Raw genomic sequence first — 20,531 nt, forward strand, 5'->3', positions numbered from 1 at the left:
ATCATTATTATTTAAATATTGAGTTATAGGCTGGTAGATGGGGTATATGGCATTCGACTATTGTATGAATGATAGAAAACAAAAAAGGATGCCGAAGCATCCTTTTTTAATAATTAAAAGACTGATATTTCACAAAATAAGTCTTTTAAACAATAAGCTTTATTGTAAATTACTCTTCAACACCTGCGTCTTGACCTTTATATTTAGCATTGGCATAGTCCCAGTTTACTAATTTATCAAGGAAGGTATCCACGTAATCTGGACGACGGTTACGATAATCGATGTAGTATGCATGTTCCCAAACATCACAGGTTAATACTGCTGTTTTGTCATGAGCCAGTGGCGTATCAGCGTTCGCCGTTTTCATGATTGACAGTTTACCACCCACTGAATCAGCAACTAACCATGCCCAGCCTGAACCAAACTGAGACGTTGCTGCATTTTTAAACTCTTCACGGAACTTGTCGTAAGAACCAAAATCTTCTTCAATTTTAGCTTTAAGATCACCAGTAGGTTCACCGCCACCATTGTTTGGAGTCATGCAGTTCCAGTAGAAAGTATGGTTCCAAACTTGAGCAGCTTGGTTAAACATACCTTGTTTGCTGTCATCTTTAGCCGTTGCTTTGATGATTTCATCTAATTCTTTGCCTTCTAGACCTGAACCAGGAAGCAAATCATTAAGCTTGTTAACGTAGGCAGCGTGATGCTTATCATGGTGGAATTCTAAAGTTTCTGCACTGATATGTGGCTCAAGTGCGTCTTTTGCATAAGGTAGTTCTGGTAATGTGATATTTGACATATTATTTTATCCTTGGCTGGTTTAACCTTACTGACTATTCAGAGTAGGCCAATATTCGAACAGGCGACATACTCGTCGTAAACAACTAAGGCTAAAGTGGCTTGTTGTTATTAAAATCCTAAAATCGTACAACTCGTTAATTATCAAACTATTCGCTTAGCCATCTGTTTCAAACAGACAAGCCAATATCTGATAATTAAATTGCTACATATGCAGACTTAATCCTTTATTGGCATAAATCAATTAGGCCCACATCCTTATCCTCAAACACTTGTTAAACATCATTTATTCCACTTAACTGTACTAAGTAGTTACATGAGTGTCTGTTAAAAGTTTGATTACTAAGTCTTGTTATATACTATAGCAAAGCAATGCGGCAAACTCAGTTACCGAATGTTATATCACTGCGTTAATTTATTAATCACTATGATAAATAAAATCAATCATTAACTGGGATTTCATTTAAATATGGCAATAATAGAATCATAGTTTGTTATCTATGACTAGATAACGGCCAGACAACTAAGTGGTTCAAAATAGCTCGAAGTGGCTTACAGTAGCTTGAATTAATTGTGGCCCCTTTCTATACAACCTATACAGCTCCTCGCCAATATTTGAATATCTTTTGATACTATAGGATAGCTTTATGACCTCATCATTAAATAAACCCAACACCAACCCTACTCCACAACAAACTGTACGATGGGTACTGGCCAGTAACAATAAAGGCAAGCTGGCTGAATTTAAGCGCCTGTTTAACGAGGCCAATCTTAATATCGATATTATCCCTCAAGGTGAGTTTAATATAGAAGATGCGATTGAAGATGGTCTTAGCTTTGTAGAAAATGCCATTATCAAAGCACGTCATGCCAGTCGTATTAGCGGACTGCCTGCGATAGCAGATGACTCTGGTCTATGTGTGCCTGCGTTAGGTAACGCCCCTGGTATTCACTCTGCCCGTTATGCAGGTGTTCATGGCAATGATGCCAAGAATAATGCTAAGTTAATTGACAACTTACAACCTATTCGCCAGCAAAATCCTGACCAGCTTATTAAAGGCTACTTTGTGTGTGTCCTAGCGTTGGTACGTCATGCTGATGACCCGCTGCCCATTATTGCGCAAGGCTTGTGGCAAGGTGAGATACTAAAGGCACCTCAAGGGGAGCACGGCTTTGGTTACGACCCCCTGTTTTATGTGCCAGATTATAATAAAAGTGCGGCCGAGCTTGACCCTGCTACCAAAAACCAAATCAGTCACCGCGGCCGTGCGATGAAGCAATTACTGGCGCAGTTAGCAGATTTTTAGCCAATTGTGGCCATGTAGGTGCGCAATTTTTACTTTATTTTTACATTAACTGGCTGATAGACTATACTGTTCTACTTTTATAATTTTATAGCAGTGCCAAACTCACCTTTGCTATCGAGCAAGTTGTGCGTATTTTGCTGTTATTTAGCCAGACGTCTGTGGCATCCGATATCTTTGGATATCCTTGTTTTAACTTACTAATGGCGGTATTGACGCTATAACTAAGCGATAAAATGAGAGTGCACGGCAGCCACTGTGCTTTATAATATGCGTGATATTTATTAAAACCAGTTTAGCGTTATATTCTTGGCAATCCGCTACTTTATAGTCGAAGTCTATTTTCGTTGTAAAGTGGACATTGCTTATCATTACAATCAAACGATTAATATACAGGGTTAATAACCATGGCAAAAGATCTACAAGTCACGACCAACAAAGTCAACGACAATCAAACTCAACTGACTGTTAAAGTTCCTGTTGAACAGATTCAAAACAAAGTGGAAGGCCGTATCCGCAATGTGGCAAAAACTGCCAAAATTGATGGTTTCCGTAAAGGTAAAGTGCCTGTTTCACATATCCGTGCCCAGTATGGCGCTGGTATTCAGCAAGAAGTAATTAACGACGTAATCCGTGACACTGTGTTTGAGGCTATCAAAGCAGAAGACGTCCGTGCTGTTGGCATGCCAAACATCGATGACGTTAAGCTTGAAGATGAATTCTTAGTATATCAAGCGACTGTTGAAATCTTCCCAGAAATCAAAGTGGAAGGCATCAGCGACATCGAAGTTGAGCGTCATAACGCCACTATCAATGATGAAGACGTTGATACTATGATCGAAAACCTTCGCAAACAGCGTCAAGAATTTGCTGATAAAGAAGGCGCAGCAGATGAGGGCGATCAAGTAACCTTTGACTTTGAAGGCTCTATCGACGGCGAGAAATTTGAAGGCGGCTCAGCTGAAGACTTTAAACTTGTACTAGGCAGCGGCCAAATGATTCCAGGATTTGAAGATGGCATCAAAGGTATGAGCGCTGGCGATGAAAAAACCATCGACGTCACTTTCCCAGAAGATTATCAAGCTGAAAACCTAGCCGGTAAAGCAGCACAGTTCAAAATCAACGTGAAAAAAGTTGAAGAATCTAAGCTTCCAGAAATCAACGAAGAGTTCCTTGAGTTATTCGGCGTAAAAGAAGGCGGCGTAGAGCAGCTTAAAGCAGACGTTCGTAAGAACATGACGCGTGAAATCAAAAACGCAGCACGCAACCAAGTTAAGCAAGCAGCCTTTGACGCGCTACTTGAGAAAAACGAATTTGACGTACCAAGCGCTATGATTGAACAAGAAGTGGATCGTCAGCGTAATCTAATGATGCAGCGCTTTGCGCAGCAGTTCGGCGGCAACGCTAACAGCATCGATAAAGATATGTTGCCACGTGAGCTATTTGAAGAGCAAGCAATCCGTGCTGCACGCCTTGGCATCTTAGTGTCTCGTATCATCGAAGAAAATGATATGAAAGTAGATCAAGAACGTGTGGATACTTTCATTAAAGAAACTGCTGAAAACTACGAAGATCCTCAAGAAGTTATCGAATACTACACCAACGATGCACAGCAACGCGCTAACATCGAATCTGTCGTACTAGAAGATCAAGTGGTTGACTTCCTAATTGATCAAAGCAAAGTAACTGACAAAGAAGTTAGCTATCAAGAACTTCTAGCATCACAACAACAAGGTATGATGTAATTCATTTTTCAATAAAATGAATCATCTAATCTTTAGCTGTTAATAGCTAATGGATAACGCTTAATAAAAGTGCCCTAACTTCGATAAGTTGGGGCATTTTTGTCTCTGCTGATTTTATTTAGGTTGAAATTTGCCTATAGACCTATAGAAATTGCTAAACTATGTGTTAATTATGGGTCATCACGCAAGATATATGCGCTAAGCGCTTGATTTATTGCCAGACACCCCAAAATATAAACCAATGATATAGGTATGCGTAAGCCGCCTACCCTTTTCTCGTTTGATAGTTAAGTATTGACTTAAAGCAGGCAGACATTGAGGGTTCGGCAAATAAGCTTAGTTGCCTTTATTTCAATAACACCAAAATTTCATTAACATCAAAAACAACGATTTAAAACATTGTAAAACTGACCAAACATAGGGATTATTTATGAATCACCAAAACACCCAGCAAGATATCGAGCGTATCATCAACAACCCTCATTTCGATAAGCTGGTTGATGCCCATGATGCCGTATTGAGAGATATGCGTGACGCGACTGTTAGCGTACCGCAAGCTGCACTAGTACCTATGGTTGTCGAGCAATCGGCCCGTGGCGAGCGCTCTTTTGACATCTACTCGCGCCTACTTCGCGAGCGTGTTATCTTCTTGACCGGTCAAGTTGAAGACAACATGGCCAATCTAATCGTGGCACAGATGCTGTTCTTAGAAGCAGAAAACCCAGAAAAAGACATCCACTTATACATCAATTCGCCAGGCGGTTCAGTGAGCGCCGGTCTTGCCATGTTTGATACCATGAATTTTATCAAACCTGACGTATCAACCATTTGTATGGGCGGTGCGTATAGCATGGGCTCATTCCTATTGGCAGCCGGTGAAAAAGGCAAACGTTATGCGCTTGCTAACTCACGTGTGATGATTCACCAGCCTTCAGGCGGTGCACAAGGTCAGGCGACGGATATTGAGATTAATGCTCGTGAAATATTAAAAATCCGTGACCGTCTAAACCGTATCTTAGCGGAGCGTACCGGTCAGCCATTAGAGAAAATCGAAAAAGACGTTGAGCGTGACTACTGGTTAGACGCGCAAGAAGCCAAAGAATACGGCTTGGTTGATGAAGTATTAGAGCGTCGTCCAGAAGACGAAAAGTAAACCTTTAAACCTATTATGTTTGAAGGCTGTGATGCCGGTAATTAGTCGATTAATGACTGATTACTGGCATTGCTGATACCATATTGAGCAATTTATATAGATAGCTTTAGAGTAATTATTAAGGAGCGCCAAGCATGGCTAAAGATAAAACACCACAGTGTTCGTTTTGTGGTAAAAAGAAAGATGAAGTGGCACAGCTTATTGCAGCCGATGACGCAAATATCTGTAATGAATGTGTGGCGCTATGCACAGACCTAATTGAAGATGGCGATATTGACAGTGCTGAGGGAGACGGTGAACAAACCAGCTCTTGGTTATCCAAAAAGCTACCAACACCAAAAGAGATTCGTGAGCATTTAGATGGTTATGTCATCGGTCAAGATACCGCTAAAAAAGCGCTATCCGTTGCGGTATATAACCATTACAAACGTCTAAAAGTAGCGGCTCAATTAGCAGAAGATGCTAAGCAAGCCAAGCTGGGCGCTGATGATGCTATGGTTGAGCTATCAAAAAGTAATATCTTGTTGATTGGTCCAACAGGTTCAGGCAAAACCTTATTGGCTCAAACGCTAGCCCGTATGCTTGATGTTCCTTTTGCCATGGCAGATGCAACTACCTTAACCGAAGCCGGTTATGTGGGTGAAGACGTTGAAAACATCGTACAAAAGCTACTACAAGCGGCTGATTATGATGTTGAGAAAGCTGAGCAAGGTATCATCTATGTCGATGAGATCGATAAAATCAGTAAAAAAGGCGAGAATATGTCAATCACCCGTGACGTATCGGGTGAAGGCGTACAGCAAGCGCTACTCAAACTGATTGAAGGTACGGTTGCCGCCATTCCGCCACACGGTGGTCGTAAGCATCCAAACCAAGAACTGATTCAAGTCGATACCAGTAATATTCTGATTATTGTTGGCGGTGCGTTCTCAGGTCTTGATAAAGTGATTCAGCAACGTACTGAAAAAACAGGGATTGGCTTCAACGCTGAAGTGAAAGCGAAAGACGATGGCCGTCAGTTGTCTGAGCTGTTTAAGCAAGTTGAACCAGAAGATTTGATTAAGTTTGGTCTGATACCAGAGCTGATCGGTCGACTGCCTGTGATTGCGACTTTAGAAGAGCTGGATGAAGATGCGTTAATGCAAATCTTGACTGAGCCTAAAAACGCCATTGTTAAGCAGTATCAGTATCTGTTTGAGATGGAAGATGCTGAACTGACCTTTACCGAGGATGGTTTAAAGGCGATCGCTCATAAAGCGATGGAGCGCAAGACCGGTGCCCGTGGCTTACGTTCGATCGTTGAGAACGCGTTATTAGACACTATGTATGAACTGCCTTCTATGGAAAATGCAAAATCTGTAGTGGTTGATGAGACGGTTATCAATGACGGTGTCACACCTAAAATCGCCTAGTATTATGTTTTCAAGCTAAGGGGCTAATGTACGAATGACATCGCCGCTCTATTCCATTTTATCGGGTTGATTTAGCCGATTGGACTTAATAGTTTACGAACGCCTTTCTCAATGAGAGAGGCGTTTTTTATTGTGGGTGTCTCGCAACTGGTCTATTATAGTCAGTATGTCTAGCGCTTTACACTTCTTAACCAGCCTAATAGCTCTTAAATATTTTATCAACTTTATTATTATTCTTACTTTATACCAAATCTAGAAATTTACCTATCGAGGAAGACAAGTCTAAACGCGACATATATTAGGTTTAAAAAGCCTAATAAAGAGACTCGGTTTATTAAGCCTAACAAGGATAGTTTATATTATAGAAAAGGTATTATTTTAATTAATGGGTCCAATTATGACTACAAAGCTTACGTCCCCAAAAACCCTTATCAACCGACTCTCTCCTATCCTGCCCTTCATGGCCCCTTATGTCGATCAAACGCTAATGAACCGCTTTTATCAAGGACATGTAGCAGCCATTACCGGTGCAGGGTCTGGTATTGGTCGTGCGCTAGCTTTAAATTTAGCGGCGACAGGGTGCGACTTAGCACTCGCTGATATTAATTCTGATAACCTAGCTGAAACCGAGCAGTTATTGTCTGACTATGAGGTGACGGTAACAGCAACCCAGCTGGATGTGGCAAATAAAGAGGCTGTATTTGCTTGGGCAGATCAAGTGTTCAAAGACCATGGCAAAGTCAACTTTATCTTTAATAATGCTGGAGTAGCCTTAGCGTCGACTGTCGAGGGCGAGTCGATAGAGGACATCGAATGGGTCATGAGTGTAAACTTCTGGGGCATGGTGTATGGTACCAAAGCCTTTTTACCGTTAATTAAACAAAGTGTTAGTGACGCCAATAACCAGCCACAAGCTCACTCTAAACGGCAAACTCATCAACAAGCTCATGGTCATATTATCAATATATCCAGTTTGTTTGGTATTGTCGCCCTACCCGCTCAGTCTGCGTATAACGCTAGCAAATTTGCCATTCGCGGATTTAATGAAAGCTTACGTCAAGAGCTGGATATTCAAAAGTGTGGCGTCTCTTTGACATCTGTACACCCTGGCGGTATTAAAACCAATATTGCTAATAATGCCAGAGAGCATGACAGTGTGAGTTCTCTTGGAATGACCACAGGGGAGAAAGGTTTAGAGAAAATCAATAGATTATTGAAGTTTGACCCTGATATGGCCGCAAAAATAATATTGATGGCCGTCGCCAATAATCAACCTCGCTGTCTGATTGGTGATGATGCAAAATTATTTGATTTGGTGCAGCGCGCTTTCCCCTCAAATTATGGGCAAGTGATGAACCGTGCAACAAAGACCATCTCCAAACTAAAAAGACATCCACTGATGCGTAAGCTGGGTTAATCAGCTAAATAAACGAACCGAACGCATTTTATTGGCGCAAAAGAGACATTAATAGGCTAGCCGATTTAAGTTAAGCCTTATAAAATAGTGGGTTTTAATAGAGGACTTTAAAGGCTTGAAGGCAATTAGGTATTTTTTATTGAATGTCTGGCACCATCATTAGACAGTGTAAATAAATATCCCCAGTTGCTGTAGCTTCTAATTCTGCGTCAGTTCTGTTCTTTTTAAACCGATAGTTAACAGTTATCAAATCGACTGCGCTCATGCCAGCCGATTGTGTTTTTGCTTTGGATATCATTGGTCACTTTATGCAAACACCCACCTCTAAAACCGAAACGGCAACCTCTTCTCAGACACCGCCACCAACTTGGGTACTCAAAGCCACGGTAATGCTAATTGCGGTATTCGCCTTTTTACAGGTGTACTCTATCCAATCCATCTTACCGGTATTAATGGTCGACTTTGGGGCCAGTGAAGTACAAGTCGGTATGGCGGTTGGGGCGACTGTCATGGCAGTGGCTATCATGTCTCCTTTTTTAGGCATGTTGTCTGATGCCATGGGGCGCAAGCCCATTATCGTGGCGGCATTACTATTTTTAGCGGTACCTACCGCCTTAATTGCGCATAGCAGTAGCGTGGAGGTCTTGACCTTTTGGCGCTTTTTGCAAGGGCTATCTGTTCCCGGTATTACGGTGGTGACCATTGCCTATCTTGGAGAGGAGTTCAAAGGCGGAGCGATTGCTGAGCTTATGGCATATTATGTGTCAGGTACCGTGCTTGGCGGCTTTTCAGGGCGTTTTATTTTAGGACATCTGCATGAGTGGGTCGGTTGGCGAATCGCTTACTATATTATGGCGGCGTTAACCTTTGCCGGAGCACTGTGGGTAGCCAAGACCCTTCCCGCCTCCAAAAAATTTATCCCCAGTCCCAAGTTTCGTACCGCACTGACAACGCTAGCTGGTCACCTGACCAATCGCTATGTGCTCTCGGCAGGTTTACTTGGTTTTTGTGTGCTTTTCTCACTGGTCGGCTGCTTTACCTTTATTAACCTGCACCTTGCCGCTACGCCTTACCATTTAGATACGGGACAACTGGCTAATATTTTTACCGTGTATTTACTTGGAGTCATTATCACACCGTTATCAACTAAGTTACTTCAACGCTTTGGGGCAGCACGAACCATTGTTGTGGCCGTTATTATGTCGATGTTGGGCGTATTGATGACCTTATCTGCCCCTTTATGGTTGATTATTATCGGTATCAGCGTCATGTCCTCAGGGGTATTTATTACTCAGTCTGCCACGATCGGCTATATTGCCACCAATGTGCATGAAGGGCGGTCTCTGGCCTCAGGTTTATATTATATGTTTTACTATGCTGGCGGTACGGTTGGGGCATGGGTATGTGGACTGGCTTATGCCCATGGCGAGTGGACTTATACAGTTTGGGCACTACTGTTTATGCAGCTCATGGCTCTATTAATTGCACGATTTGGCATGATTAAAACGCCCCTTAATTCGTAACCAGTAGCACATCAAACGCATTCCTTTGATTTAATTTATACTTAAAGCAGCACTATGGCTATGGTTCTATTTTGTCGGCTTAGTGAGGTTATCGCTGTCGCTCTTTAGTTTGCCTACGACTATAGTCTGTAAGCTCACTAATGAATTGAATTTGCGTCTTTTGAACCATTACTTTGAATTATCTCAATTAAAATTATAATTTGTATTGACCGAGCATAGATATCTTTGTTAAATTAAATTTTAATTAAAATGAGATATTTTGTATCGAATATACCCATTTAAAACAACATCATTAGCAAGGAATGCGAATGATGCCATAAGGATGCATTGAGGTACGTTTTACGAAACCTGAGTGCCTATTTAAAACTTTCTAAATTAAAAATCCCAATCAAACAGTCATAACATAGATAGCTAAGGATAGCGCCATGACTACTGCCAAAACCACAACCCAAACCCAAACCCATTATCAGCCTAATTCTACCGAATCATTCTCTCAGCTGTATTCCACGTCAATTAATGACCCAGAAGCATTTTGGGGCAAACAAGCCGAACGCATCTATTGGCATAAAGCACCTGAGCAAATTGTTGATAACAGCAACTTGCCTTTTGCCAAATGGTTTGTCGGTGGTGAGACCAATGTCTGCTATAACTGTGTCGATCGCCATTTAGAAGAACGCGCCGAGCAGGATGCTTTTGTTTGGGTATCCTCTGAGATTAATCAAGACCTACTAGACAATCACCCTGGTGTTGCCGAAGCCTTTAAAGAGCTGGACAATCATGTTGAGTTTTACACCGACTATGCTAAGCGTCGCCTCACCTATAACCGCTTATATAAAGAAGTCAATTATTTCGCAGATGTGCTACAACGCTTAGGCGTTGGTAAAGGCGACCGTGTTATTATTTATATGCCGATGATTCTAGAGGCGGCGTACGCCATGTTAGCCTGTACCCGTATCGGCGCGATTCATTCTGTGGTATTTGGCGGCTTTGCAGCGCATAACCTTGCGGTGCGTATGGATGATGCACAAGCAAAATTAGTGGTCACAGTCGATGCCGGTCTGCGCGGTGGCAAAGTGATTAATTATAAGAACTTAGTCAATCAAGGAGTTGAACAAGCGGCGCATAAACCAGAAAAAGTATTGGTGGTGAATCGTGGCATCATGCCATACACCCCGCAACCCATCGATGTCGACTATGCTACAGAGCGCCGCATTAGTTGTGACGCAAAAGCCGTCGTTGAACCAGTCTGGCTTGAGTCAAACGAACCTTGCTACTTACTCTATACCTCAGGTACCACTGGCACACCCAAAGGCGTACAGCGTGATACGGGAGGACATGCCGTCGCCTTAACCACATCGATTGACTACATTTATGATGGCAAGGCAGGAGAGACATTCTGGGCCATTTCTGATATTGGCTGGGCGGTCGGACACTCTTATACCATTTACGCCCCGCTGCTCGCTGGCATGACCAGTATTATGTACGAAGGTCTGCCCCATTATCCAAACCCAGGGATTTGGTGGCGCATTGTCGAGGCCAATAAGGTTAATATTCTGTTTACTGCGCCAACAGGCATCCGAATGCTCAAAAAACAAGATGAATCGTGGCTAACCCGTTATAACACCAGCAGCGTGAAGTCCTTCTTTTTAGCCGGTGAGCCATTGGATGAACCGACGGGTGAATGGCTCTCAAATCATCTTGGGGTGCCAATTATAGATCACTATTGGCAAACAGAGACAGGCTGGCCTATCTTAAGCCATGTTCCTAAGTTTGATCATAAAGATCATAAAGCAGGGTCACCCGGTTACCCTATGTTTGGCTATGATGCCAAAGTGCTTAATGAAGAAACGGGAGAGCCTTGCTCGCCTGGTGAAAAAGGCTTGTTAGCGATTTCAGCACCGCTACCTCCGGGCTGCTTAACCACCGTTTGGGGTAATGATGAGCGCTTTATCAAAAGTTATTACAGCTTATTTGATGGCAATCAATACTCCAGTTCCGACTATGCAACGACGGATGAAGAAGGCTATTTTTATATCCTAGGTCGTACCGACGACGTGATCAATGTTGCAGGACACCGCTTAGGTACGCAGGAGATTGAAGCGGCGATTAGCGAGCATCCTGAAGTGGCAGAAGTTGGGGTTGTTGGTATCAAGGATGACTTAAAAGGCGAATTACCCATTGCCTTTTGTATCTTGCGTGACCCGTCGATAATTGAGGATACCGAAAATAGGTTTAGAGTAGAACAACAGATATTTGGTATCGTTGCCAAGTCTTTAGGGTCTCTGGCCCGCCCTGCTGCGGTTTATTTCCCATATGCCCTACCCAAAACCCGCTCTGGCAAAATCCTACGCCGTGCTATACGCGCTCTAGCGGAAGGTCAAGCCACCGGTGATATGTCGACCTTGGATGATCCCACTGCGATTCATGCAGTTAAGGCGGCATTAGACAATTATTAATAGGATTACCCATTACGATACATAAAAAGCGCCATGGATGACGTTTTTTATGTGCTCAACATCGTAGACTCACAATAATATTTAGAAGGAGCTAAATATGAGTATTTTTGCGATTTTATTATCCTTAGCTTTGCTAATGTATTTCGCTTATAGAGGCGTTAGCGTTTTAGTATTGGCACCGGTATTGTCGGTCTTGGCAGTTGTGCTAAGTGGTCAAGGCAGTCAAGCCATGGGGTTTTATACCCAAGTCTTTATGGAAGGTATGGGCGGCTTTGCAGTCAAATACTTCCCCTTATTTATACTAGGCGCTATTTTTGGGAAGCTGATGGAAGACTCAGGCTATGCCTACAGTATTGCACACAATATCGTCAAAAAGCTCGGCGACAAACACGCTTTACTAGCCGTGGTATTGGCCTGCGCCATTTTGACATATGGCGGTGTCTCAGCATTTGTGGTGACCTTTGCCATTTATCCGATTGCCGCTGCTTTGTTTAAAGAGGTTAATATTCCCAAACGGCTGATACCAGGGGCAATTAGTATTGGTGCTTTAACCCTGACCATGACAGCGCTTCCCGGATCTCCTGCTATTCATAACGCTATTCCAATGCCCTATTTCCAGACCGATGCTTTTGCTGCACCTGGCCTTGGACTCATTGCGTCAGTCATGATGCTTGGCGGTGGCCTGTGGTGGATGAATCGTCAAGTCAGTATGGCTAATGCTCATAACGAAGGTTATGGCAATCATACCCTTAATGAAAAAGAATTGAGTTTGAACAGCAATGTCCCCAGCTTTTGGTTGGCATTACTGCCCATCATCATCGTGGTTGCCGGTAACTATTTTTTCTCCAAAATGATTATTCCGTTATGGAACAACAGCTATCTGGCAGATACTTTGTTTGGTGAGGCCTCGTTAAGCTCAGTGATTGGCTTGTGGGCAATTATTCTGTCTCTAGCCATCGCTTGTTTGTTTGTGATTATCCTAAACATAACCCGTATCAAAAGCTTGGCTGATAGTTTAAATAAAGGCGCCACTGGCTCACTACTGCCTATTTTCAACACCGCCTCTGAGGTAGGTTACGGCTCAGTCATTGCCAGCCTAGCCGGATTCGCTATTATTCAGCATTATTTAATGGGTATAGCCCCGAGTAATCCACTTATCTCAGAAGCCATTATCGTTAACGTCCTTGCTGGTATTACTGGGTCTGCTTCTGGCGGCTTAGGCATCGCTTTAGAGGTGATGGGCGACAGCTACATGCAATTGGCTCAACAGTACAATGTTAATCCAGAGCTGATGCACCGTATTGCCTCTCTAGCATCAGGCGGTCTCGACTCACTACCTCATAATGGTGCAATCATCACCATGTTGACAATCTGTGGTCTGACTCACAAAGAATCTTATAAAGATATTTTTGTGACTGCTGTCATTGTTCCTATTTTTACTTTAATAGTGATTCTGCTATTAGGCACACTATTTGGCTCATTCTAATCATGCTCCATATCTACACCGCCTATAAGGTAATGATATATCTGACAAAATAATCCTTGTAAAATGATACGATTTATATCATTATTAATTTTATAATTATCACAAGGTTGGCACCTAATTAGGAAGACCGCTAACCTTTTCAATAACCAAAGATAAGGACATCTTATGCATCAAGTTAAACAACTCATCAACGGACAATTCGTCGACTCTAATACTCAAGAATGGATTGACTTAACCGATCCGGCAACTCAAGACGTCATTGCCAAAGTACCACAAACCACTAATGATGAAATCAACGAGGCAGTTGCGGCTGCGAAAGAAGCGTTTAAAACTTGGCGCAAAACACCGATTACCACACGCGCACGTATATTTTTGACCTATCAAGCCCTAATCCGTGAGCACATGGATGAGCTTGCTGAATTATTAACCTCAGAACAAGGCAAAACCATCGCTGATGCCCGTGGTGACGTGTTCCGCGGTTTGGAGGTGGTCGAGCATGCGGCTGGTATCGCAAACCTGCAAATGGGCGAGTTTGTTGAAAATGTCGCTCGTGGCGTTGATACATATAGTATTTGGCAACCACTTGGGGTTTGTGCCGGTATCACACCATTTAACTTCCCTGCGATGATTCCACTATGGATGTTCCCGATGGCTATTGCTACCGGTAACACCTTTGTACTTAAGCCTTCAGAGCAAGATCCAATGGTAACCATGCGTCTGGTCGAGCTGGCTATTGAAGCTGGCGTGCCAAAAGGCGTCTTAAACGTGGTGCATGGCGGCAAACCAACCGTAGACGCTATTTGTGATCATCCGGATATTAAAGCGGTATCATTCGTTGGTTCAACCAATGTTGGCCATCATGTGTATGACCGTGCCAGCAAAGCCGGCAAACGTGTTCAGTGTATGATGGGCGCGAAAAACCATGCAGTAATATTACCTGACGCCAACAAAGAACAAACCCTAAACCAATTAGCTGGTGCTGCCTTTGGTGCCGCTGGTCAGCGCTGTATGGCACTGTCGGTTGTGGTATTGGTTGGTGATGCTAAAAACTGGATCGATGAGATTAAAGCAAAAGCCGAAAGCTTAGTCGTATCTGCCGGCAAAAACGACAAAGACTTAGGTCCGCTGATTAGCCCACAAGCCAAAGAGCGTGTTGAGCGTTTGATTCAAAGCGGTGTGGATGAAGGTGCTAAGCTGTTATTAGACGGTCGCGGCATTCGTGTTGATGGTTTCGAGAACGGCAACTTTGTTGGTCCAACTATCTTTGATAATGTGACAACCGATATGCAGATTTATAGCCAAGAAATCTTTGGTCCTGTACTGTGTATCATGCGCGCCGAGTCGCTAGATGAAGCAATTGAAATCATTAACGCTAATCCAAACGGTAATGGTACCGCTATCTTTACTCAATCTGGTGCTGCCGCTCATAAATTCCAGCAAGACATTGACGTGGGTCAAGTAGGTATCAACTTACCGATTCCTGTACCACTACCAATGTTCTCATTCTCAGGCTCACGTGCTAGTAAGCTTGGCGACTTAGGTCCTTATGGTAAGCAAGCCGTACAGTTCTATACTCAGACCAAGACGGTCACCGCGCGCTGGTTTGATGATGAAGCGAGTAAAGGTAAGGTAAATACCACCATCTCTATGTAGTTTTAGCATAAACAAGAAACAGTAAATAGACGCTAGGATAGCGATTGAGAGGGTAAAACTTATATCCATAAGTCTCTCAATCGCTAACCGAGTTACCCCTCATTATCATTTGAGACCATTAATATATTATCTACCACAACAGATTTTGCTTGTTATACTACATACGCACCACCTTATAAATTGTTAAACAGGATGCATCATGGACTTTGCATTGACCGACGACCAATTGGCGTACCAAAGAATGGCACGCCAATTCGCCCAAAAGGAATTGAAACCCAACGCTGCCGACTGGGATAGAAACAGCCACTTCCCTGTTGATGTGATCAAAAAAACAGGCGAACTTGGCTTTTTAGGGTTATATACCAACCCAGATTACGACGGCCTTGGCCTACCCCGTCTTGATTCAGCGATAGTATTTGAAGAACTGGCTTGGGGTGACACCGCTGTTGCTGCCTATATCAGTATCCATAATATGGTCACTTGGATGATTGGTGAATATGCCAAAGATGATGTCCGTGCTGACATCGTTCCTCGACTGGTCAGTGGTGAGCTGCTAGGAAGCTACTGCCTCACAGAACCCAACGCCGGCTCTGACGCAGGTTCTTTGACCACTAAGTCAGTCAAACAAGACAGCGACGATTATTATCTACTCAGTGGTGAAAAAACCTTTATCTCAGGGGCAGGCTCAACCGATATATTAGTAGTTATGGCGCGCACTGGCGATGCCGGCCCTAAAGGTGTGTCTGCTTTTGTAGTCGACGCGCACAGTGATGGCATCAGTTACGGCAAAAATGAGCACAAAATGGGCTGGAAAGCACAGCCAACCCGCACTATCCATTTCAAGGACGTTAAAGTCCCTGCCAAAAATCTACTGGGTAATGAAGGCGAAGGGTTTAAATTTGCCATGAAAGGGCTTGATGGCGGCCGTATTAATATCGGTATTTGTGCCGTCGGTACCGCTCAAGCCGCACTAGAGACAGCACTAAACTATGTGCAAGAGCGCAAGCAGTTTGGTAGTGCAATTAGCGAATTACAGTCGGTGCAGTTTAAACTCGCTGATATGCTGACCCAAACTATCGCTGCCCGTCAGATGCTATATCTAGCCGCCAGTAAAGTGGATAAAAAGCATTCAGATGCCACCACTTACTGTGCTATGGCAAAGCGCCTATCCACTGATCTTAGCTTTGCAGTTGCTAATGAGGCGCTGCAATTGCATGGCGGTTATGGTTATCTAAACGAATACCCACTTGAGCGTCATGTACGTGATTTACGTGTGCATCAAATTTTAGAAGGCACTAACGAGATTATGCGTGTCATCGTATCACGCAAAATGATGAGTGATGACGCGTTAGATAGCTTACGTTAGTTAGCTCAATAATTAGTTAGATCAATAAACTGTCTAGCGCATTATGGGCTGACATAGTCATAACGAAATATGCGTAAACTGAGCTGTATGACGACTGGATATTATTTATTATCACTGTCTGAAAGATAAAGCCAGAAGTATAAAAAATGGCCCCAGTCGCTTAGTAAAAACATAAAATATTAATATAAAAAATAGGGATATTATGAGTAATTACACCAACCTAGATCTTAAAATTGATGGCCACGTGGCCACTATTACCTTAAATAATCCACCAGCCCATACCTGGACGGCTGATAGCTTAGCGTCTTTAAAAAAGCTGGTGACTGACTTAAATAACAACGATTCAGTCTATGCATTAGTCATTCATGGCGATGGTGAGAAATTCTTTTCAGCCGGTGCTGACCTCAATACCTTTGCTGACGGTGACAAAGGCAATGCCATCTCCATGGCAATTGCGTTTGGCGAAGCCTTTGAAGCACTATCAAACTATCGGGGTGTGAGCATCGCAGCCATCAACGGTTACGCCATGGGCGGTGGCCTAGAAGCTGCTCTGGCCTGCGACATTCGTATTGCCGAATCACATGCGGTTATGGCGCTGCCTGAAGCGGCTGTTGGCTTGCTACCTTGTGCCGGCGGTACTCAAAATCTACCTTGGCTAGTCGGTGAAGGCTGGGCTAAGCGTATGATTTTATGTGGTGAACGTGTCGATGCAGACACTGCACTACGCATTGGCCTAGTCGAAGAAGTGGTCGAAAAAGGTGAAGGCTTAAATACAGCATTAAAGCTTGCACAAAAAGTCGCCAACCAATCGCCTGTTTCGGTGACCTTGTCCAAACAACTGGTGCAAGCAGCAAGACACACACCGCCTGCTTACAACTTAATCAATGAGCGTGAAGCGTTCGTTAAACTGTTTGATACCGCAGATCAAACCGAAGGAGTAAATGCGTTTTTAGAAAAGCGTAAACCGACGTGGACCAACAAATAAGTTGTAAAAGGCTCCAATGCAATGTATTTAATCAGTAACGCTCAATATGTTTAACTAACCACGCTCGCTATGTCAGGGAAGATGACAAAGAAATTGTTAGAAGTAATATCAAAAAAGGATTTTAATATGCAGCAACCAGATGACAAACCGGTGTTATTTGCCTCACACGCTACCGACTCAGGTCATATGATCGGTGAGATGACATTAAATTCACCCAAATCACTTAATGCGTTGAGTGTTGATATGTGTCAGCTAATGAGTGAGCAGCTCAAGCAGTGGCAAGATGATGACAAAGTTATCGCTGTGATGCTACGTGGTTCGGGTGATAAAGCATTTTGTGCCGGCGGTGATATTCGTAAACTATACGACAGTATGCTCGATAATCCGCCGATGCCAAACCCTTATGCGACTCAATTTTTTGGTAGTGAATACGCGTTATACCGCCAAATGCACTTTTACACCAAGCCGATTATCTTATGGGGCAATGGCATTATTATGGGCGGCGGTATGGGCCTAATGGCCGCTTGTAGCCATCGTATTGTGACTGAGACCACCAAATTTGCCATGCCGGAAATTAGCATTGGTTTATTCCCAGATGCCTCAGGTAGCTGGTTCTTGCAGCGTATGCCTGCTAAAACGGGACTGTTTTTAGGCTTAACCGGTGCCCTGTGTAATGGCAGTGACGCCCAGTTTGCCAGCCTTGCCGAGTATGCTCTAACTAGTGACAGCTACCCACAAGTCATCGATGCTTTGAGCAAAATGGATTGGAACACAGACTCAAATAAGCATGGCCTCACCAGTGAAGCCAGTCATCTAACCAGTCGTTGTGTAGCCACGTTATCGCAAAACACACCTGCCGACCTAACCCCTAGCAAACTGGCTGAATACTGGCAAACCATTGAGGCGCTTATGGTCAGCGGCGGCCTGAAAGAAATCGATGCCCTGCTACAGGACGATGACGCTATTGCCAAACTTGACCCAGATTTTGCGCAAGATAAATGGGCGCAGCGTGCCTTGACTACTTACCGTGCCGGTTGTCCGGTAACTGCTGCTCTAACTTATGAGCTGTATCACCGTGTTAAAGACTTATCGCTTGAGCAGATTCTATATCTAGAAGCCAATGTTGCTGTACACTGCGCAAATAATCCAGATTTCAAAGAAGGTGTTCGCGCTTTATTGATTGATAAAGACAAAAATCCAAACTGGTCTCGCTCTTTAGAGAACTGCTTAGATAAGGCGGGTGATGACTATATTGCTAGCCACTTTAGAAACCCCTACCCTGCCGGCGAGCATATTTTTGAAGACTGGTTAGGTCGTAATGCCCTAGCTGTTCAACAGACCCTAAACTGACTGAAGGCTGATTACGCCTGAATTAATTTTTTACCCCCTGACTCTTTATCTTTTCATCAAGGAGTGATGATATGACAGACAATAACAAAGACACCACCCGTATCGCTTTTATTGGACTTGGCAACATGGGCGGACCGATGGCTAAGAACCTAGTCAAAAGTGGCTACGATGTCACCGTGTTCGACTTATCCGATGCCGCACAGCAGCAATTGGCTGAAGCTGGTGCCTCAACATCTACTTCTCCCAAAGATGCCGCTAAAAATGCCAAGATCGTGATTACTATGTTACCTGCCGGTAAGCATGTTAAAAGCGTTTATTTAGGTGATGCAGAAGCGACCGAATTAAGCTCAGATGGCTTACTATCAGAACTGCCAGAAGGCACGCTAGTCATTGACAGCTCAACCATTGCAGCAGCAGATGCCAGAGTAGTTGCGGCGATTGCCCAGAATCAAGGTATTGAGTTTATTGACGCCCCAGTATCTGGCGGTACTGCTGGTGCAGAAGCAGGAACGCTAACCTTCATTGTAGGGGGTGAAGATGCTGCATTTGATCGTGCAAAACCTATCTTACAGGCTATGGGTAAAAACATTTTTCATGCAGGGGATCATGGCGCAGGACAGGTCGCTAAGATTTGCAACAACATGCTACTGGGCATCTTAATGAGTGGTACTGCTGAAGCCATCAACTTAGGTGTCAAAAACGGCCTAGATGCCGGCGTGTTATCAGAGATTATGCTACAAAGCTCAGGCCGTAACTGGACGCTTGAGGTATACAACCCTTACCCTGGTGTCTCTGACAGCGTGCCCTCGAGTCGCGGCTATACGGGCGGCTTTATGAGTCAGCATATGCATAAGGACTTACATCTAGCGCTGCAAACAGCTGAGGAAACGGGCGTAGAAGTGCCTATGGGTAGCCAAGCAGCACATTTATATGACGGCCATATTGAGCAGTATAAAGAAAAAGACTTCTCAAGCATCATGGGCTACTTTGACGACAGTGTATTAAAAGATATTTAGACCTATTATCAACTAAGCATTTACAGAAAAGCCCAAGTCACTGACTTGGGCTTTTTATTTATCATAACCACCAAAATTTTCGATTAGCTTTGCAATTCATACACCAAAGTTTGAATATCGGCTGCGGCCTCTCGCAAACGTGGCACCGTGGCAATCAGTTCATCAAGCGATATTCGAACCGTTGGCGCATGCATATATAGCGATGCCAAATAACGGTCTTGCTTATCCAAAATTGGCACAGACACCGCCACCATCTCTGAAATAAACTCTTCGTTATCGATACCAATACCTGTCTCGGCAATAGCATCTAACTCAATATTGAGCTGATCAATATCAGTAATGGTATTTTTGGTAAATTTATCCAAGCTTAAGTTCTGCAGCATTTTACTGCGGCGCTCACAAGATAGTTGACTTAAATACAGCTTACCCGTTGCCGTACACCACATGGGTGATTTGGCACCAACAGGCAAATAGATTTGCAGCGGTAAATCAGTCTTAGCACGATTGGTATAAATCATGTCCATATTGTGTGGCACACTGATCCCGCAAGTCTCTTTCACATCACGCACTAAGCGCTGCAGTATCACATGACGTTCGCTATAAAACTGACGCTGCTGCCACAGCTCAACGCTTAGGTTTCTTACTCGGCGACCAGCAATAATACCGCCGCTAATATCAATACTGACAAAGCCTTCATCCACCAATTGCTGTAATAATCGATGAATGGTCGGCTTAGGGATATCTAATTCTTGTGACAACTCTAAAGGGGTAACCGGCTTTGCTGCATACGATACCGCCTCAATAATTTGCAGCACTCGAGTAATAGAGGAGACTTTTGGCATAGCAAACAGACCCTTATAAATGAAG

General features: G+C 43.6%; 15 protein-coding genes. 13 read left to right on the forward strand and 2 right to left on the reverse strand.

Features of this window, described 5'->3' with window-relative positions:
* Nucleotides 1-169: 169 nt before the first annotated feature.
* A complete protein-coding gene (locus AC2SLM_RS01390; RefSeq protein ID WP_486541609.1) occupies nt 170-799 on the reverse strand; it encodes a superoxide dismutase in 630 nt (209 codons plus the stop codon).
* 646 nt (nt 800-1,445) lie between these two features.
* Here AC2SLM_RS01390 and rdgB point away from each other — a divergent pair.
* The 13 genes from rdgB (at nt 1,446) to mmsB (ending at nt 19,664) form a co-directional block, all read left to right on the forward strand.
* Nucleotides 1,446-2,105 (forward strand): RdgB/HAM1 family non-canonical purine NTP pyrophosphatase, encoded by a 660-nt coding sequence (gene rdgB / locus AC2SLM_RS01395; protein ID WP_486551522.1) that lies wholly within the window; start codon nt 1,446-1,448, stop codon nt 2,103-2,105.
* Nucleotides 2,106-2,509: 404 nt separating this feature from the next.
* Nucleotides 2,510-3,847, forward strand: a complete 1,338-nt coding sequence (gene tig / locus AC2SLM_RS01400) for a trigger factor (protein WP_486541605.1) — start codon at nt 2,510-2,512, stop codon at nt 3,845-3,847.
* Between the two features lie 526 nt (nt 3,848-4,373).
* Nucleotides 4,374-5,000 (forward strand): ATP-dependent Clp endopeptidase proteolytic subunit ClpP, encoded by a 627-nt coding sequence (gene clpP / locus AC2SLM_RS01405; RefSeq protein ID WP_486541644.1) that lies wholly within the window; start codon nt 4,374-4,376, stop codon nt 4,998-5,000.
* A 134-nt stretch (nt 5,001-5,134) separates the two neighbouring features.
* Entirely contained in the window at nt 5,135-6,412 is a 1,278-nt protein-coding gene (clpX, locus tag AC2SLM_RS01410) for an ATP-dependent protease ATP-binding subunit ClpX (protein ID WP_486551523.1), read from the forward strand.
* 487 nt (nt 6,413-6,899) lie between these two features.
* Entirely contained in the window at nt 6,900-7,829 is a 930-nt protein-coding gene (locus tag AC2SLM_RS01415; protein WP_486551565.1) for an SDR family NAD(P)-dependent oxidoreductase, read from the forward strand.
* A 308-nt stretch (nt 7,830-8,137) separates the two neighbouring features.
* Nucleotides 8,138-9,352 (forward strand): MFS transporter, encoded by a 1,215-nt coding sequence (locus AC2SLM_RS01420; RefSeq protein WP_486541601.1) that lies wholly within the window; start codon nt 8,138-8,140, stop codon nt 9,350-9,352.
* Between the two features lie 425 nt (nt 9,353-9,777).
* Nucleotides 9,778-11,808, forward strand: a complete 2,031-nt coding sequence (locus AC2SLM_RS01425) for a propionate--CoA ligase (RefSeq protein ID WP_486551525.1) — start codon at nt 9,778-9,780, stop codon at nt 11,806-11,808.
* Nucleotides 11,809-11,905: 97 nt separating this feature from the next.
* Nucleotides 11,906-13,294, forward strand: coding sequence for a GntP family permease (locus tag AC2SLM_RS01430; protein WP_486551526.1), 1,389 nt, complete (start codon nt 11,906-11,908; stop codon nt 13,292-13,294).
* 165 nt (nt 13,295-13,459) lie between these two features.
* Nucleotides 13,460-14,947, forward strand: a complete 1,488-nt coding sequence (locus AC2SLM_RS01435) for a CoA-acylating methylmalonate-semialdehyde dehydrogenase (RefSeq protein WP_486551527.1) — start codon at nt 13,460-13,462, stop codon at nt 14,945-14,947.
* A gap of 199 nt (nt 14,948-15,146) precedes the next feature.
* Nucleotides 15,147-16,313: an acyl-CoA dehydrogenase family protein gene (locus AC2SLM_RS01440; protein ID WP_486551528.1), complete on the forward strand. Its 1,167-nt coding sequence runs from the start codon at nt 15,147-15,149 to the stop codon at nt 16,311-16,313.
* Nucleotides 16,314-16,515: 202 nt separating this feature from the next.
* Entirely contained in the window at nt 16,516-17,298 is a 783-nt protein-coding gene (locus tag AC2SLM_RS01445; protein ID WP_486541593.1) for an enoyl-CoA hydratase, read from the forward strand.
* A gap of 126 nt (nt 17,299-17,424) precedes the next feature.
* Nucleotides 17,425-18,648 carry an enoyl-CoA hydratase/isomerase family protein gene (locus AC2SLM_RS01450; RefSeq protein WP_486551530.1) on the forward strand — a complete coding sequence of 408 codons (1,224 nt, stop codon included), beginning with the start codon at nt 17,425-17,427 and terminating at the stop codon, nt 18,646-18,648.
* 71 nt (nt 18,649-18,719) lie between these two features.
* On the forward strand, nt 18,720-19,664 hold the full coding sequence (gene mmsB, locus AC2SLM_RS01455; RefSeq protein ID WP_486551532.1) for a 3-hydroxyisobutyrate dehydrogenase: 945 nt from the start codon (nt 18,720-18,722) through the stop codon (nt 19,662-19,664).
* Between the two features lie 83 nt (nt 19,665-19,747).
* Here the strand turns inward: mmsB and AC2SLM_RS01460 are convergent, their stop codons facing one another.
* Entirely contained in the window at nt 19,748-20,506 is a 759-nt protein-coding gene (locus AC2SLM_RS01460) for an IclR family transcriptional regulator (RefSeq protein ID WP_486541587.1), read from the reverse strand.
* Nucleotides 20,507-20,531 lie beyond the last annotated feature (25 nt).

This window comes from Psychrobacter sp. CX16 (genome assembly GCF_057396245.1).

Excerpts from the sequence above, each read along its gene's own strand:
- AC2SLM_RS01445 (WP_486541593.1), top strand. The coding sequence starts at position 16,516 with ATGAGTAATTACACCAACCTAGATCTTAAAATTGATGGCCACGTGGCC.
- rdgB (WP_486551522.1), top strand. The coding sequence starts at position 1,446 with ATGACCTCATCATTAAATAAACCCAACACCAACCCTACTCCACAACAA.
- mmsB (WP_486551532.1), top strand. The coding sequence starts at position 18,720 with ATGACAGACAATAACAAAGACACCACCCGTATCGCTTTTATTGGACTT.
- AC2SLM_RS01415 (WP_486551565.1), top strand. The coding sequence starts at position 6,900 with ATGAACCGCTTTTATCAAGGACATGTAGCAGCCATTACCGGTGCAGGG.
- tig (WP_486541605.1), top strand. The coding sequence starts at position 2,510 with ATGGCAAAAGATCTACAAGTCACGACCAACAAAGTCAACGACAATCAA.
- AC2SLM_RS01450 (WP_486551530.1), top strand. The coding sequence starts at position 17,425 with ATGCAGCAACCAGATGACAAACCGGTGTTATTTGCCTCACACGCTACC.
- AC2SLM_RS01390 (WP_486541609.1), bottom strand. The coding sequence starts at position 799 with ATGTCAAATATCACATTACCAGAACTACCTTATGCAAAAGACGCACTT.
- AC2SLM_RS01430 (WP_486551526.1), top strand. The coding sequence starts at position 11,906 with ATGAGTATTTTTGCGATTTTATTATCCTTAGCTTTGCTAATGTATTTC.
- AC2SLM_RS01435 (WP_486551527.1), top strand. The coding sequence starts at position 13,460 with ATGCATCAAGTTAAACAACTCATCAACGGACAATTCGTCGACTCTAAT.
- AC2SLM_RS01440 (WP_486551528.1), top strand. The coding sequence starts at position 15,147 with ATGGACTTTGCATTGACCGACGACCAATTGGCGTACCAAAGAATGGCA.
- clpP (WP_486541644.1), top strand. The coding sequence starts at position 4,374 with ATGCGTGACGCGACTGTTAGCGTACCGCAAGCTGCACTAGTACCTATG.
- AC2SLM_RS01420 (WP_486541601.1), top strand. The coding sequence starts at position 8,138 with ATGCAAACACCCACCTCTAAAACCGAAACGGCAACCTCTTCTCAGACA.
- clpX (WP_486551523.1), top strand. The coding sequence starts at position 5,135 with ATGGCTAAAGATAAAACACCACAGTGTTCGTTTTGTGGTAAAAAGAAA.
- AC2SLM_RS01425 (WP_486551525.1), top strand. The coding sequence starts at position 9,778 with ATGACTACTGCCAAAACCACAACCCAAACCCAAACCCATTATCAGCCT.
- AC2SLM_RS01460 (WP_486541587.1), bottom strand. The coding sequence starts at position 20,506 with ATGCCAAAAGTCTCCTCTATTACTCGAGTGCTGCAAATTATTGAGGCG.